Consider the following 15812-nt stretch of genomic DNA (forward strand, 5'->3'; position numbering starts at 1 on the left):
TTCGCCGCCTTGTACCTCCTCCGAAATCTTCTTCGCTGTTTTCTTCATATCAATAGAATCCCGAAAAAATGGCCAAAAGGATCAAAATCTACGGCTCAAAGCGATATAATTTCTTTATGATGAAATGATCCGGATGTGCGAAAAGATTTGAATGAAAGAAGGGAAACGAATGGCAAATATCAGGGAAATAGCTGAAGCGGCAGGGGTTTCCATCACCACTGTTTCGAGGGTTCTCAACGGCCACCCGTATGTCAAAGAAGAAAAGCGTCAAAAAGTTCTTGAGACGATTGAACGCCTCGAATATGCAAGGAATATGCATGCCGTTCATTTATCCAAAGGCTTTTCCAACATGATAGGCGTTGTGCTGCCGACCATCAGCCTTCCTTATTTCGGCGAGCTGCTGGAAGGAATCGCTGAAGAAGCTGCGAAGGAAGGCGTTCACTTTTCGCTTTACCAAACAAATTATCAATTGGAAAAAGAAATTTTTGCATTGGAGCAGCTGAAACAAAGACAGGTGGACGGCCTGATTTTCTGTTCAAAAGCGATGTCCGATGAAGCGCTTTTGGACTGGCGTGAAACCGGCCCGTTCATCCTGTGCCAGGACTCAGGCGAGCAGCACTTTGCAACGGTCAGCATTCCGCATAAAGAAGCATTCAGACTTGGATTGGATTTTTTAATTGAAAAAGGGCACACAAAGATCGCGATTGGTTTGGCAAGGAAAAACGGCATGAACAGCCATTTTCGCCTCAAGGCATACAAGGAAGCTTTGGCCGCGATCGGGGAGCCTTACCGGGAAGAGTGGGTATTTGAGCGGTCGCTGACAATTACCGACGGGCAAAAACTGTTCTCCGAATGGAAAGGGATGGAGGAGAAGCCGACGGCTGTTTTTGTCGCAAACGACCAAGTATCAGCCGGTATTTTTCTTGAAGCGCAGCGGCATCAAGTGGATATTCCCGGAAGCCTCGCTATTTTAAGCTGTGACAACCAGCCGATCAGCGAAGTGCTCGGCATTTCAACAATTGAAATCAATATAAAGGAAATGGGGAAGCGCGCGTTTCGCCTTCTGCAAAAAAGAATCGGCGGCGCCGGGCCGGAAAAACTGACTGTTCCTTACAAGCTGATCAAAAGGGCGACTGTGTAATCAAAACATCAATCTTTTTCCAGACAGTGATCAAAATTCGACATTTTTCATCAAAAACGTCAAAATAAATTGACGCGCTTTCATGAGTTTTGTACGATATGAGAGATTGATGACAAAAAGGAGCTGAGGATCGTGAACAGATCCTTTACCGTTGAAAAGGTACTCAACAACAACGTTTTAATCGCTCTCCATGATGATTACAGAGAAGTTGTCTTGATTGGCAAAGGAATCGGTTTTGGTAAAAAACGCGGAGATCTTATCGAACATGAGAACTACGAAAAAATGTTTATCCTGGAAAATGATAAGGAACAATCGCAGTATAAGAAGCTCCTCACTTATGTCGATGAAAAAATGGTTGATATCGCCAATGATGTCATCTACCATATCGCGCAAAAAATCGGCCAGCCGCTGAACGAACACATTCATGTCGCCCTGACGGACCATATCGCATTTGCAGTTAAGCGTCTAGAAAAGGGATTTGATATGAAAAATCCGTTTTTGCTTGAGACGGAATCGCTTTATCCGAAGGAATACGAAGTCGCCAAGGAAGCCGTCGATATGATTAATGAAAAATCCGACATTCAGCTGCCTGAAGGTGAAATCGGGTTCATCGCGCTTCATATCCACAGTGCGATGACAAACCGCCCGCTTTCTGAAGTCAATCAGCATTCACAACTGATCTCCAGGCTTGTCCAGGTCATCGAAGATTCATTCCAGATGCAAGTCAACAGGGAAAGCGTGAACTATTTGCGGCTGATCAGGCACTTGCGCTTTACGATTGACAGGATAAAACGGGACGAGCCGATTCAGGAACCGGAAAAATTAATGTTGTTGTTGAAAACGGAATATCCGCTGTGTTACAATACTGCTTGGAAGATGATCAAGATCTTGCAGCAAGCGCTCAAGAAACCGGTTCATGAGGCAGAAGCCGTTTATTTGACATTGCATTTGTACCGTTTGACTAATAAAATTTCATAACGCCTTTATAACGTGTTACTGATTCGATCAGGCATGAGTGAAAAAAGGGGAGAAATGAAGACGCTGTCTTTTGTTTCTTAGTGTACCCGCTTTCACCATGCCTTTTTTGTCGTTCTAAAGGCGAAATGTAAACGGTTTATTCAGATGAAAAAGCAGTCTTTTGAACGAAGTTGTCATGAATTTTTGCTGTAAGGTCAAACTATTCTTAGAGGGGGTTAAAAAATGTTTAAATCGCTATTTGGCGTTCTGCAAAAAATTGGACGAGCGCTGATGCTCCCTGTTGCCATCCTGCCGGCTGCAGGGATTCTGCTCGCGCTTGGTAATGCCATGCAAAATCCGCAGATGACAAAAGTCGCACCATTCTTAACGAACAGCACCGTTCAGCTTGTTGCGAAAGTGATGGAAAGTTCAGGTGACGTTGTGTTCACCAACTTGGCGCTCCTTTTCGCTGTCGGGGTTGCCATCGGTTTGGCTAACGGCGACGGCGTTGCCGGAATCGCTGCTATTATCGGATATCTTGTTATGAATGTCACGATGAGTGCAGTGCTCCTTCAAAACGGTTCAATTCCAAGCGATGCAGTTGAAAGAGCACAGTTCTTTACTCAAAACCATCCGGAATACACGACAATGCTCGGGATACCGACATTGGCAACGGGAGTATTCGGGGGTATTATTGTCGGTGTCCTGGCCGCAGCCATGTACAATCGATTCTACACAATCGAGCTTCCGCAATATTTAGGATTCTTTGCCGGAAAGCGCTTTGTTCCGATTATTACATCTATTTGTGCATTGCTGCTGGGACTTGTTATGCTGTTTATCTGGCCGCCAATTCAAGGCGCACTGAACAGCTTTTCAACGAACCTGCTTGCAGCCAATGAAGCGGTCGCAGCTCTCATCTTCGGAATGATTGAGCGGGCTCTGATTCCGTTCGGTCTGCACCATATTTTCTACTCGCCGTTCTGGTATGAGTTCTTCAGCTATACGAACCAGGCGGGAGAAATTGTCCGCGGTGACCAAAGAATTTTCATGGCGCAAATCAAAGACGGCGTCGAATTGACAGCGGGTACATTTATGACCGGTAAGTATCCGTTCATGATGTTCGGTCTTCCTGCGGCAGCGCTTGCCATTTATCATGAAGCAAAACCGCAGAACAAAAAGCTTGTTGCCGGTATTATGGGGTCAGCAGCCTTAACATCATTCTTAACAGGGATCACTGAGCCGATCGAATTCTCATTCCTGTTCGTCGCACCGATTCTGTTTGCGATTCACTGTGTGTTTGCCGGCCTGTCATTCATGATGATGGACATCTTGAATGTTAAGATCGGGATGACGTTCTCCGGCGGTTTGATCGACTACTTCCTGTTCGGAATTCTGCCGAACCGTACAGCTTGGTGGCTTGTCATTCCTGTCGGTTTAGTCCTGGCTGTCATCTACTACTTCGGATTCAGATTTGCCATCCGCAAGTTCAACTTGAAAACGCCTGGACGCGAAGATGCAGCTGCAGAACCCGCTGATGAAGGCAAAGAAGCAGCAGGAGATCTTCCTTATCAAATTCTTGAAGCGATGGGTGACCAGGAAAATATCAAGCACCTTGACGCTTGTATCACAAGACTTCGCGTAACAGTCAACGATCAGAAGAAAGTTGACAAAGAGCGCTTGAAAAAACTCGGCGCTTCCGGCGTGCTGGAAGTCGGCAATAACATCCAAGCGATATTCGGACCAAGATCCGACAATTTAAAATCACAAATGCAAGACATTATGTCAGGCCGGACGCCTCGTCCTGAAAAAGCGCCGAACGCTGCCGAGGAAGTGGAGCAGCAAATCGAAGAAGCTATGGTTGAGCCTCTTCAAAACGAATCAGGTGAAGAAGTATTCGTTTCACCGCTTGCGGGTGAACTTCATCCGATTGCAGATGTTCCGGACCAAGTATTCTCCGGAAAAATGATGGGTGACGGATTTGCGATTCTTCCTGCAGAAGGCACAGTTGTGTCACCTGTAAGAGGGAAAGTGCTGAACGTGTTCCCGACAAAGCATGCGATCGGTCTGCAGTCTGACGGCGGCAGAGAAATTCTGATCCACTTTGGAATCGACACAGTCAGTCTGAAAGGAGAAGGCTTCACTTCATTTGTTTCTGAAGGTGACAGGGTTGAGCCTGGCCAGAAACTGCTTGAAGTCGACATTGAAAAAGTGAAGGACAATGTACCTTCCCTGATGACGCCGATCGTGTTCACGAACCTTCAAGAAGGAGAAAGCGTGAGCTTGCAGGCAGAAGGCAATGTCAGCCTGACACAGGACGACATCGTCCGCATCGAAAAATAAATTCACAAAATGGCCGTACTTGTCAGATGACATGTACGGCTGTATGATATAATATTGTGAATGTACTCAAAGCTTTAAATTAAAAGGAGATTGATAAAAAATGGCACAAAAAACGTTTAAAGTAACTGCAGATTCTGGAATCCACGCTCGTCCAGCGACTGTTCTTGTACAAACAGCAAGCAAATATGATGCAGATATTAATTTGGAATATAACGGAAAAACAGTAAACCTTAAATCTATTATGGGCGTTATGTCACTAGGTATTGCCAAAGGTGCTGAAATCACGATTTCTGCTTCCGGCGCTGATGAAAATGATGCTCTTTCCGCACTTGAAGAAACAATGAAAAGCGAAGGTTTAGGCGAATAATGCTTGAATTAAAAGGAATAGGCGCTTCAGCCGGTATTGCGATTGCAAAAGCATATCGGCTTGAGGAGCCTGATCTAACGGTTGAAAAGAAAAACATCTCTGATTCTGATGCGGAAGTAAATCGTTTTGAAGACGCCATCGAGCGTTCTAAGAAAGAGCTTGAAACCATTAAAAACCATGCTTTGAAAGAGCTTGGCGAAGATAAAGCGGAAATCTTTTCTGCACATTTGTTAGTATTAAGCGATCCTGAACTGTTAAACCCGATTAAAGACAAAATCAAATCTGATTCTGTCAATGCGGAATTCGCTTTAAAAGAAACGGCCGACATGTTCGTCACCATGTTCGAGTCGATGGACAATGAATATATGAAAGAACGCGCCGCGGACATCCGCGATGTCACCAAGCGTGTCACAGGGCATCTTCTCGGCGTTGAGATTCCGAATCCGAGCCTGATTTCCGAAGAAGTCATCATCGTGGCCGAAGACTTGACACCGTCTGATACAGCGCAATTAAACCGCAACTTTGTAAAAGGGTTTACAACAGATATCGGCGGACGGACGTCCCACTCTGCCATCATGGCGCGCTCGCTTGAAATTCCGGCCGTTGTCGGCACAAAAGCGGCAACGAAAGGCATCCAAAACGGCGTAACAGTTATCGTTGACGGCATCAATGGCGATGTCATCGTTGATCCTTCCCAGGAAACAATCAGCGAATACGAAGAAAAGCATCAAGCCTTCCTGGCGCAAAAAGCCGAATGGGCAAAGCTTGTCAACGAACCGACTGTAACGAGCGACGGCCATCACGTGGAACTTGCCGCTAATATCGGTACACCTGATGATGTAAAAGGCGTTTTGGAAAATGGAGGAGAAGCAGTCGGCCTTTACCGAACTGAGTTCCTTTACATGGGCAGAGACCAGCTTCCGACAGAAGAGGAGCAATTTGATGCCTATAAAACCGTTCTTGAGCGTATGGAAGGCAAATCCGTTGTCGTTCGTACTCTTGATATCGGCGGAGACAAAGAGCTTCCATATTTAGAACTGCCAAAAGAAATGAATCCTTTCTTAGGATACAGAGCGATCCGTCTTTGCCTTGATGAGCAAGAGATTTTCAGAACGCAGCTTCGTGCGCTGCTTCGGGCAAGTACATATGGAAACTTAAAAATTATGTTCCCTATGATCGCGACTGTAAACGAATTTAAAGCAGCGAAAGCGATTCTTTTAGAAGAAAAAGAAAAGCTGAAAGCTGAAGGCCAACAAGTTTCCGACGACATTGAAGTCGGTATGATGGTTGAAATCCCTTCAACAGCGGTCATCGCTGATCAATTTGCTAAAGAAGTCGATTTCTTCAGCATCGGAACGAATGACCTGATTCAATACACGATGGCTGCTGACCGGATGAATGAGCGGGTATCTTATCTTTACCAGCCATACAATCCTGCGATTCTCCGCCTGATCACGCTTGTCATTGAAGCGGCTCATAAAGAAGGAAAATGGGTCGGCATGTGCGGCGAAATGGCGGGAGATGAAATTGCGATCCCGATCCTGCTGGGTCTTGGATTGGACGAGTTCTCAATGAGTGCGACGTCAATCCTGCCGGCAAGAACGCAAATCAGCAAGCTTTCTAAAAAAGAGACAGAATCGTTCAAAGAGCAAATTCTGTCTATGAGCACAACAGAAGAGGTTGTACAATTCGTAAAAGAAACCTTCAACCTGGCATAAGCAATTGAAAATCCGGACCGGCATCACCAATGCCCGTCCGGGTTTTTTGTTTATCTGAATGATCCCGGCTGCGGCGGAGATAATACATGTGACCAATTGTTAGAAAGGGGGATTCTGATATGCCTAGGCAGCCATTCAAACTGGGAGATGAGGTGTATGTCATTTACCGGAATCCGCATGCAGCGAATGTGGCGCATATAAAGGAAGCTGAAGTCGTTGATCATCCGCTTCACGAAGGCGAACTGGCATTGTTTATGTATGATACATATCACGCCTTTGCCGAAGATGATGCCGTTTTTTCTTCATATGAAGAGGCGGAACGGCTTTACCGTGAATTATTTGACGGGATATGAAGACATTACCGGTATATCACATCCTCTAAATGCAAAAAGTAATGGAAATATGCAAAGGATGTGTCTGTTTCCAATGGTAAAACCGTTTGTTCCCCAACTCGTCTATATTGAACCGAGAGCCCTGGAATATCCGCTTGGAAAAGAGCTGAGGGATAAATTTTCAAACATGGGACTTGAGATCAGGGAAACAACTTCACACAACCAGGTGAGGAATATCCCGGGGGAAGGCCACCTGCAAAAATACAGAAATGCGAAATCCACTTTGGTGATCGGCGTCAGAAAAACATTGAAGTTCGATTCGTCAAAACCGTCCGCAGAATACGCGATCCCGTTTGCAACAGGGTGTATGGGTCACTGTCATTACTGCTACCTGCAAACGACAATGGGCAGCAAGCCGTATATCAGAACGTACGTCAATGTGGAGGAAATACTTGAGCAGGCGGATCAATATATAAAAGAAAGGGCTCCCGAAGATACGCGGTTTGAAGCTTCCTGCACATCCGATATCGTCGGAATTGACCATTTGACACATACGTTAAAACGCGCCATTGAGCATTTCGGTCAAACCGACCATGGTAAGCTGCGTTTCGTGACAAAATTTCATCATGTCGACCATTTGCTCGATGCCAAGCACAACGGAAAAACGCGCTTCCGCTTCAGCGTGAATGCCGAATATGTCATTAAAAGCTTTGAACCCGGCACATCCCCGTTGGATAAACGGATCGAAGCCGCCGTGAAAGTAGCGGAAGCGGGCTATCCGCTCGGTTTTATCATCGCTCCGATTTATATTCATGACGGCTGGCAGGAAGGCTACAGAGTTCTGCTGGAAAAGCTCGATCGTGCGCTGCCGCAGCATGCGAGGCGCGACATCACCTTTGAAATGATCCAGCATAGATTCACGAAGCCGGCAAAGAGAGTCATTGAAAAAAACTATCCAAAGACAAAGCTCGAACTGGATGAAGAAAAACGGCGCTATAAATGGGGCAGATACGGGATTGGCAAATACATTTATCAGAAGGATGAAGAAGCAGAGCTTCGCAGCGCCCTTGAATCGTATATCGACAACTATTTTCCCGAAGCAAAAATCGAATATTTCACATAACAGAGCTTTAGTTGATAAAGCTCTGTTTTTTGTTTTGAAAACATTATGTTAAAAAAGGATTTTTCCACTCCATTAACACCGCATAATCAAGCGATTCCTCATCTTCAATGTAGCCGGGAATCACACAAACTGGAGAGCGTCCGCAATGAAGCAGGAACGAGAGCACTGGATCGCGCTTTTCCCCGTCCAATACAGCTTGAACATACTGTTCGGGCGTCATTTCTTCAGCCGACTTGTGATAATGGGGAATCCGTCCGCCGCCAATGAGACGCTTGAGCCCTTTAAAGACCGTCAGTTCATACATGGATTGCATCAGCCGCATTCCGATGCCGAGTTTTCGATAGTCGGGGGACACGGAAATATCGACGACATAAAGGGAGTTTCCATCGTTTTGATGTGTGCCGATATACCCGTTGTCCGTCACTTCATCCCAGCTGTGGTGCGGATGATGCGGATCAAAATCAGCCATGAGCGCTGTCATCGAACCGATGATGCGGCCTTCGGAAACTGCGCAAAGCGCTCCATCGGGAAATCGTTCAATATGGGAATGGAGCTGCTCTTCATTCCACAGAAGGTCTTCCGGAAACGGAGGCGGAAAGCATTCTCTTTGGAGAGCAATCAAACCGGGAATATCTTTTTTGCTGTAATTGCGGATGTCCACCTGCTGATAAGAAGTGCCGTTATCGACGTAAAACTGTTTATAGATCGCCAATCACTCCTTTTGCTATTTCCTCCATTATACCGTTATTTTAACAGGCTATCTTAATTTTGCGAAATTTTTGCCGATAAAAAGAATATGAAGGTGCATGTAAAGGAGGGTTTCATTTGTTTAAAAAACTGCATGTCAAAATTGCCGGATTTGTTGCCGTCCTGCTGGTTTTGACGGTTATCGTCCTACAGTTCTCGACAACACATTTGTTGAAATCGATGCTTGAAGATGAGGCAAAAGAATCAACGTCCAGCCTCCTCGGTTCAATTAAAAGAAATATTGAGCTTCAATTAGAACACTACGAGATTTCTTTGAATCGTATAAGTGATGGAGAAATGGCTCACTCATTCTTAAAAGACGGGGATAATAAAATTATAAAAATCGTCAATGATGAATTAAAACAATTAAAAGAAAAAAATGAGTATGTCAATTTAGCTTATATCGGCACAAAAAAGAAGGAAATGTTTACATTTCCGAAAACGACCTTTGATGATGATTATAATCCGGCTGAAAGGCCATGGTATACGTCAGCTGCAAAAACACCCGACAAAGTCGTTTGGACGGAACCTTACAAAGATGCGGTTTCCGGAGATATGACAGTTACTGCGGCAAAAGCCATCGTCGTCAATAATAAAGTTGAAGGCGTTGTCAGTATAGACTTGTCATTGAATTCATTGAACAAAATTATCGAAAATCAAAAGATGCCTTATGACGGCTACGCATTTATTTTGGACCAAAACGGGACAATGCTCGCCCACCCGTCAAAACAGGGCGACGATATATCGAATGATAAAACATATCGGGACATCCCGTCATCAAAAGACGGAATCAAAGTAGGCAAAGATACTGTGATCGCTTATCAGACTGTCGGCGGTACGGGCTGGAAAGTCGGTACGCAGTTCGACACGGCGAAGCTGATGTGGGTCGCGCAGGAAATGAACAAAATGGTCATTATCGTTTCAATCATTGCTCTGGCAGCGGCGATCATTTTAAGCTATTTCCTTGCCAAAACGATCACAGGCCCGATTAAGCAGCTGATTGCCAAAACAAAAGCAGTCGCTGGCGGCGATTTGACGGTCCAAACAGCAGCTGCCTCAAAAGATGAAATCGGTATATTGACAAAAGACTTTAACAAGATGGTCGAACATATGAAAGAAATGATTGTGCAAGTCAGATCATCGTCCGGAAAAGTATCGGATACGACCGATCAATTAAGCGCTGTTTCAGAAGAGACGGTTTCTGCGAGCGATGAAATCGCCAAAGCAATCGAAGAAGTGGCGACAGGCGCGACTGAACAGGCGGCTGAGGTCGAAAATGTCAATGAACAATCCGAACGGCTGTCTGTCAAAATTAAAGAAATCGAACATCATGCCGACAGCATCAAGAAACTTTCGAGAACATCAGAAGAAGCAAGCTATACAGGAATCGATGCCCTCGGGCAGCTGCTTGCAAAGTCAAATGAAGCAAACTCGGAGACAAAGAAAGTGGAACATATGCTATTCCAGCTTGAAGAAAAAACGAAAAACATTGAAGACGTTGTTACAGCCATCTCGGCGATCTCTGATCAGACAAACCTGCTTGCTCTGAACGCCAGCATTGAAGCGGCCCGTGCCGGAGAAAGCGGACGCGGTTTTGCGGTAGTTGCAGAAGAGGTGAGAAAGCTTGCTGAACAATCGGCGGTTTCTTCACAGCACATCAGTGAAACGGTCAAACAGATTCAGATGGAAACGAAAGAAGCCGTTTCAGCGATGACAGAAGCAAGCAAGATGAATGAAGTGCAAAATGGAATGATTCACGAAACAGGTGAAGCGCTCAGCAAAATTACTGCTGAAATGCAGGCGCTCGTCAACTCAATTGACCACATTTATTCTGAAATCTCGGATATGAGCGGAGAGCAGCAAAAAATGTCCGATTCGATTCAGAGCATTTCAGCCATTTCCCAGCAGTCTGCCGCGGCTGCGGAAGAGGTCAGCGCTTCGGCCAACGAGCAGCTGACAGCGCTGGAAAGCATCGCAAAATCGGCTGAAGCGCTGAGCGAGGCCAACCAAGAATTATTAAATGCGATCAATAAGTTTAACGTGTAATAAAGAGGTCCCTCTTGTTGAAAGAGGGACTTCTCCTTTTTCAACATTCACAATCCCAATTTTCAGAATATACGTGTTACACTATAAGAAGGAAGGGAGTGATCATTGTGGACTTAAAGATGAATGGCAAAACAGCGCTTGTGGCTGCAAGCAGCAAAGGACTTGGCAATGCGATCGCCAAAGCCATTGCGAAAGAAGGGGCAAATGTCATGCTGTCCGGGAGACACGAAGCGGACTTGAAAAAAGCCGCGGAAGAGCTGAACGGACTCGGCGGCGGCACCGTCTCTTATCAAGTATGCGATCTTGCAGACGCCGACGGGATCAAAGCGCTCGTTCAAAAGACCGCTGACACATTTGGAACGATCGATATGCTTGTCAACAATGTCGGAGGACCGAAGGGCGGCAGCCTGCTTGATCTGACAGACGATGACTGGACCTCATCATTTGAATTGCATCTGCTCAGCTATGTCCGTTTAATCCGCGAAGCTTTTCCATATCTCAAAAAGGATGGGGGACGCATCGTTAATATCGCTTCATCATCAGTCAAACAGCCGATTCCGGGCTTGCTGCTTTCCAACACGTTTCGAATGGGAATCGTCGGTCTGACAAAATCGATTGCCGAAGAGTTGGCCGAACACCGCATTTTGATCAACACGCTCGCCCCCGGAAGAATCGCGACGGACCGCGTGGCAGAGCTTGATCGGCTGAAAGCCGAGAAAACAGGCCTTTCCGAGCAGCAGGTGAAAGAAAGCTATGAGAAAGAAATTCCGCTCGGCTCCTACGGAAAACCTGACGACTTTGCACAGTATGCAAGCTTTCTTTTATCAGAGTGCAATACATATATGACTGGACAAACGCTGCTGATCGACGGCGGAATGGTAAAAGCAATTTAAGGGGGATGAGACCATGAAAAAAACGGTCGGATTTATCGGACTCGGTGTAATGGGAAACAGCATGGCCTCGCACATTTTAGCCGCGGGCTATCCCGTCAGCGCCTATACGAGAACGAAACACAAAGCGGACAGCCTCGTGGAAAAAGGGGCGGAATGGAAATCATCCGTCAAAGCACTGGCGCAGTCGTCTGATGTGATCATCACAATGGTCGGCTACCCAAAAGACGTTGAAGAGGTTTACTTTGGAAGCGAAGGCATTATTGAAAATGCCAAAAAAGGTTCCTACCTTATCGATATGACGACTTCCAAACCTTCGCTTGCCAAACAAATCGAGACTGCCGCAAAAGAGAAAGGACTTTACGCTTTGGATGCTCCGGTTTCAGGCGGGGACGTCGGCGCGAGGAACGGCACGCTCGCTATCATGGTCGGAGGAGAACGGAAAGCTTATGATGAATGCTACCCGCTCTTTTCGATCATGGGTGAAAACATCCAGTATCAGGGGCCGGCCGGAAGCGGCCAGCATACGAAAATGTGCAACCAGATTGCGATTGCCGCAGGGATGATCGGCGTCGCAGAAGCGATGGCCTACGCCGAAAAATCCGGACTCGATCCCGACAACGTGCTGAAAAGCATTACGACCGGCGCTGCGGGAAGCTGGTCGCTCTCAAATCTAGCGCCTAGAATGCTGAAAGGCGACTTTGAACCGGGTTTTTACGTCAAACACTTTGTTAAAGACATGGGCATCGCGCTTGAAGAGGCGGAGCTGATGGGCGAGAAAATGCCGGGGCTCGAGCTTGCGAAAAGCCTTTACGACACCCTTGTTGAAAAAGGCGAAGAAAACAGCGGCACCCAAAGTCTGTACAAGCTTTGGACAGAATACAAATAACGAAAAAAACCACTTGCTGCATGCAAGTGGTTTTTTGCTGGTTCTTATTTTCCGATGAACTGCTGAGTCCAGTAGTTGCCGTCCTTCACATATCCGACACCGATATGCGTGAAGTTAGGATTCATAATGTTTTTTCTGTGGCCTTCACTGTTCATCCAAGCTTTGACGACTTCTTGAGGCGTTTTTTGGCCTTTTGCGATGTTTTCTCCGGCAGTGCGGTATGTGATGCCGAATTTCTTCATCATGTCAAATGGAGAACCGTAAGTCGGGCTGTTGTGATCAAAATAGTTGTTATCTTTCATATCTTGAGATTTCGTGCGGGCAACCTTGCTCAGCTTTTCATCCAATGTAAGAGGTTTTAGCCCTTGTTTCTTTCTTTCTGCATTCGTCAGTTCAACAACTTCTTTTTCATACGCGCTTACAGAAGAAGATGCAGGCGCTGTATTTTGCTTTTGCTGTGAAGTCTGCTCTTTTGAAGCCGCAGGCTTTGAAGCTTCCTGTTTTTGAGTCTGCGTGCTTTCAGGCTTTGAAGCTTTAGGAGCAGAAGCCTTCGGTGCAGAAGCTTTAGGCTGTTGAGTTGCTTGTTTCATATAAGAATGAAGCAGGGACTGAATTTTTTCTTGGTCAGCTTTAGAAAGCTGGTTCATGTTTTGGATATTCAGTTTGCCCGCGAGATCAGTTACATTTATGGAATGAACGGTTTTGACTTGTACTTGCTGCTGCTCTTTAGCGTCTGCGTGCTGAACGCCGCTGAATGTGAAGAGCGTTGCTGCAGCTGCTGCTGATAAAAGAAAAGCTTTTTTCATAAACAGTAATCCTCCTAAATGTTGTAGTAGTTGTTGTTTCGTACACTAGAATCATAACATGGCTTTTTTGAAATAATAGATCCATATATTCCCTTTGACAAGGTATTATTGTTAATTTTGACATAAAAAAAGAAAAACCCTTTGCTGCCAATATGCAACCAGATCGTTCTTTTACACGTCTTGTCATAAACGTGGTAAAATTTAAATTTGTTAGTTAAATTTTAATATAAAAAGAGATTGACAGCTTTTTTGAAAACTTTAGATTGTAACAACCATTACAAAAGTGTTACAATATATCTCAGTTAATTAATGTAAAATTGAATATTGTGAGAGGAGAGAGAGTTTCAGTGACAGAATCTCAACATGATCCGGCTGAAATCAAAAAGAGCAGGCGTTCGCGTTTATGGCGGATCAACCTGTACTTCTTTGCGGTGTTCACTTTGTTCGCTGCGCTGATTGTCAAGCTGGGCCTCGTGCAAATCGTCAATGGAGAGGCGTATGAGCAGGAAGCTTCGAAAACCGAGGCGAAAATTGCGTCATACCCGGCACCGCGGGGTAAAATGTATGACAGATACGGGCGGGTGGTTGTCGACAACCAAAGCGTTCCCGCGATCACATATACGATGATGACTAGCACAAAAACGGAGGAAAAAATCAGCACAGCCAAAAAACTCGCAGAATTGATCGATATCGATACTTCGTTTCTGAAAGAGAGAGATCTGAAAGATTACTGGCTTGCCAGACACCCGAAAAAAGCTGCTGCACTTCTGAAAGACAGCGAGAAAACCCTCAAGTCTGATCAAACATACAAGCTTCAGGTGGACCGCGTTCCGGCGGAAGAGATCAAAGCGCTGGAAAAGGACAAAGATGAGCTTAAAGTCGCAGCGATTTTCAGAAGATTTTCTGGCGGCTATGCGTATGAGCCGCAAATCGTCAAGGCGATGAGCCCGAAAACCGCGGGGAAAAACGATGCGCAGCTCCTTGATGAGAAGGCTTCTAAACAGATGCCGGCCAACGATTTGACGTATGAGGAAGTCTCACGCGTTTCCGAGCATCTTGAGGAACTGCCCGGCGTCGACGTCATCATGGACTGGACCAGGAAATATCCTTATGAAAAAACGCTCTACTCCATTTTCGGAGGCGTCACAACGCCTGAACAAGGGCTTATCAAGGACCGGGAAGACTTTTACCTGACAAGGGGATATGCCCGGAATGACAGAGTGGGAAAAAGCTATCTCGAGTATCAATATGAAGAATATTTAAATCCGAAAAAAGCGAAAGTCCAATATACCGAAAACCGTTCAGGAAAGGTTATCAGCCAGGAAACGGTTGATGAAGGAAGACGCGGCTACGATCTGCAGCTGACGTTCGACATGGAGCTCCAAAAGAAAGTCGAAGAGGCTATCGAAGAGGAGCTTAATAAATTCCGCGGCTCAAACTACATGCTGGACAGAGCGTTCGTCGTCATGATGGACCCGAATAACGGAGACATTCTGTCCATGGCCGGAAAGCGGATCGTCGACGGCAAAATCACCGACTATGCAATCGGCGCGTTTACAACCCAGTACGAAATGGGATCGGCGGTCAAAGGCGCGACCGTGCTGGCCGGCTATCAGGACGGCATGCCGCATGGGCAGAGTTATTTAGACCAAGAGCTGAGCTTCGCAGGGGGAGTTAAAAAAGGTTCCTACAGAGGAAACACTATCGGTTGGGCTAATGAAGTTAGAGCGCTGGAAAAAAGTTCAAACGTTTATATGTTCTATGTGGCAATGAGAATGGCAGGAATTACGTATGTACCGAACGGCCCGCTTCCGGCGAACCTAGAGGACTTAAAGAAAATGAGGTATTACTTCAATCAATTTGGCCTTGGGGTAAAAACAGGCATCGACTTGCCGCAGGAGTCGGCCGGGATGCAGACAAACCCAAAAATAGTCGGGGGTCTCCTCCTCGATGAAGCGATCGGCCAGTTTGACACGTACACGCCTTTGCAGCTCGCCCAATATGTTTCAACGATCGCCAACGGCGGATACAGGTTGCAGCCGAGAGTCGTGAAAAGCATTCACCAGCCAGAAAGCGAAAAACTCGGTCCGGTCATTGAAGAGCGCTCTGCCAATGTGCTGAATCGTATCAACAATTCTCAAAGCGACATCGCCATCGTCAAGCAAGGATTTAAACGAGTAACCCAGACGGGAACTGCAGCCGGCGCATTCGGTTCGCTTGACGTATCAGGCAAAACCGGAACGGCGCAGACGCAATACTACGGCACAAACCGAAACTGGTGGGGGACTAGGACTTACAATATCACCTTTGCCGGCTATTACCCGTCGGAAAATCCGCAGGTCGCCTTCAGCGTTGTCGTCCCGAATGTCGACGACAAAACGAAGATGAACAAAAACATCGCCGCCAAAATCGTCAAAGCCTATGTCGATCTGCAAAAAAAATACAGCAAAGATTAG

The 15812-nt window shown here is 46.1% G+C and carries 13 protein-coding genes; 11 read left to right on the forward strand and 2 right to left on the reverse strand.

Features of this window, described 5'->3' with window-relative positions; genetic code table 11:
- Positions 1-169 precede the first annotated feature (169 nt).
- From MKY62_RS07875 to splB, 7 genes are all read left to right on the forward strand, one after another.
- Positions 170-1141 (forward strand): LacI family DNA-binding transcriptional regulator, encoded by a 972-nt coding sequence (locus MKY62_RS07875; RefSeq protein ID WP_011197935.1) that lies wholly within the window; start codon positions 170-172, stop codon positions 1139-1141.
- Between the two features lie 132 nt (positions 1142-1273).
- Positions 1274-2119, forward strand: coding sequence for a transcription antiterminator (locus tag MKY62_RS07880; RefSeq protein WP_003181243.1), 846 nt, complete (start codon positions 1274-1276; stop codon positions 2117-2119).
- A 222-nt stretch (positions 2120-2341) separates the two neighbouring features.
- Entirely contained in the window at positions 2342-4438 is a 2097-nt protein-coding gene (ptsG, locus tag MKY62_RS07885) for a glucose-specific PTS transporter subunit IIBC (RefSeq protein WP_003181245.1), read from the forward strand.
- Between the two features lie 100 nt (positions 4439-4538).
- Entirely contained in the window at positions 4539-4805 is a 267-nt protein-coding gene (locus MKY62_RS07890; protein ID WP_003181247.1) for a phosphocarrier protein HPr, read from the forward strand.
- Positions 4805-6523 carry a phosphoenolpyruvate--protein phosphotransferase gene (gene ptsP, locus MKY62_RS07895; RefSeq protein ID WP_003181250.1) on the forward strand — a complete coding sequence of 573 codons (1719 nt, stop codon included), beginning with the start codon at positions 4805-4807 and terminating at the stop codon, positions 6521-6523. Before MKY62_RS07890 ends, ptsP begins: the two co-directional genes overlap by 1 nt.
- Positions 6524-6642: 119 nt before the next feature.
- A complete protein-coding gene (locus MKY62_RS07900; protein WP_003181251.1) occupies positions 6643-6876 on the forward strand; it encodes a transcriptional regulator SplA domain-containing protein in 234 nt (77 codons plus the stop codon).
- 73 nt (positions 6877-6949) lie between these two features.
- A complete protein-coding gene (splB, locus tag MKY62_RS07905; RefSeq protein ID WP_009328597.1) occupies positions 6950-7978 on the forward strand; it encodes a spore photoproduct lyase in 1029 nt (342 codons plus the stop codon).
- Positions 7979-8021: 43 nt separating this feature from the next.
- Here splB and MKY62_RS07910 read toward each other — a convergent pair whose 3' ends face one another.
- Positions 8022-8690, reverse strand: coding sequence for a GNAT family N-acetyltransferase (locus MKY62_RS07910; RefSeq protein WP_003181256.1), 669 nt, complete (start codon positions 8688-8690; stop codon positions 8022-8024).
- Between the two features lie 113 nt (positions 8691-8803).
- On the opposite strand from MKY62_RS07910, the gene MKY62_RS07915 reads away from it, so the two are divergent.
- The 3 genes from MKY62_RS07915 (at position 8804) to MKY62_RS07925 (ending at position 12550) form a co-directional block, all read left to right on the forward strand.
- Positions 8804-10771: a methyl-accepting chemotaxis protein gene (locus MKY62_RS07915; RefSeq protein WP_009328596.1), complete on the forward strand. Its 1968-nt coding sequence runs from the start codon at positions 8804-8806 to the stop codon at positions 10769-10771.
- Positions 10772-10878: 107 nt separating this feature from the next.
- A complete protein-coding gene (locus tag MKY62_RS07920) occupies positions 10879-11664 on the forward strand; it encodes an SDR family oxidoreductase (protein ID WP_011197937.1) in 786 nt (261 codons plus the stop codon).
- Between the two features lie 13 nt (positions 11665-11677).
- Positions 11678-12550: an NAD(P)-dependent oxidoreductase gene (locus tag MKY62_RS07925; protein ID WP_003181267.1), complete on the forward strand. Its 873-nt coding sequence runs from the start codon at positions 11678-11680 to the stop codon at positions 12548-12550.
- 44 nt (positions 12551-12594) lie between these two features.
- Here MKY62_RS07925 and MKY62_RS07930 read toward each other — a convergent pair whose 3' ends face one another.
- Complete coding sequence (locus tag MKY62_RS07930) at positions 12595-13356, reverse strand: CAP domain-containing protein (protein ID WP_003181269.1); 762 nt, start codon at positions 13354-13356, stop codon at positions 12595-12597.
- Between the two features lie 347 nt (positions 13357-13703).
- Between MKY62_RS07930 and MKY62_RS07935 the strand changes: the two genes are divergently transcribed.
- Positions 13704-15812 carry a penicillin-binding protein 2 gene (locus MKY62_RS07935; protein WP_003181272.1) on the forward strand — a complete coding sequence of 703 codons (2109 nt, stop codon included), beginning with the start codon at positions 13704-13706 and terminating at the stop codon, positions 15810-15812.

It is taken from the genome of Bacillus sp. FSL R7-0646, assembly GCF_037969865.1.
GTDB lineage: Bacteria > Bacillota > Bacilli > Bacillales > Bacillaceae > Bacillus > Bacillus licheniformis.

What these genes read in the sequence shown, in the direction of transcription:
- MKY62_RS07875 (WP_011197935.1), top strand. Translation starts at nt 170, where the DNA reads ATGGCAAATATCAGGGAAATAGCTGAAGCGGCAGGGGTTTCCATCACC.
- ptsG (WP_003181245.1), top strand. Translation starts at nt 2,342, where the DNA reads ATGTTTAAATCGCTATTTGGCGTTCTGCAAAAAATTGGACGAGCGCTG.
- MKY62_RS07890 (WP_003181247.1), top strand. Translation starts at nt 4,539, where the DNA reads ATGGCACAAAAAACGTTTAAAGTAACTGCAGATTCTGGAATCCACGCT.
- ptsP (WP_003181250.1), top strand. Translation starts at nt 4,805, where the DNA reads ATGCTTGAATTAAAAGGAATAGGCGCTTCAGCCGGTATTGCGATTGCA.
- MKY62_RS07900 (WP_003181251.1), top strand. Translation starts at nt 6,643, where the DNA reads ATGCCTAGGCAGCCATTCAAACTGGGAGATGAGGTGTATGTCATTTAC.
- splB (WP_009328597.1), top strand. Translation starts at nt 6,950, where the DNA reads ATGGTAAAACCGTTTGTTCCCCAACTCGTCTATATTGAACCGAGAGCC.
- MKY62_RS07925 (WP_003181267.1), top strand. Translation starts at nt 11,678, where the DNA reads ATGAAAAAAACGGTCGGATTTATCGGACTCGGTGTAATGGGAAACAGC.
- MKY62_RS07930 (WP_003181269.1), bottom strand. Translation starts at nt 13,356, where the DNA reads ATGAAAAAAGCTTTTCTTTTATCAGCAGCAGCTGCAGCAACGCTCTTC.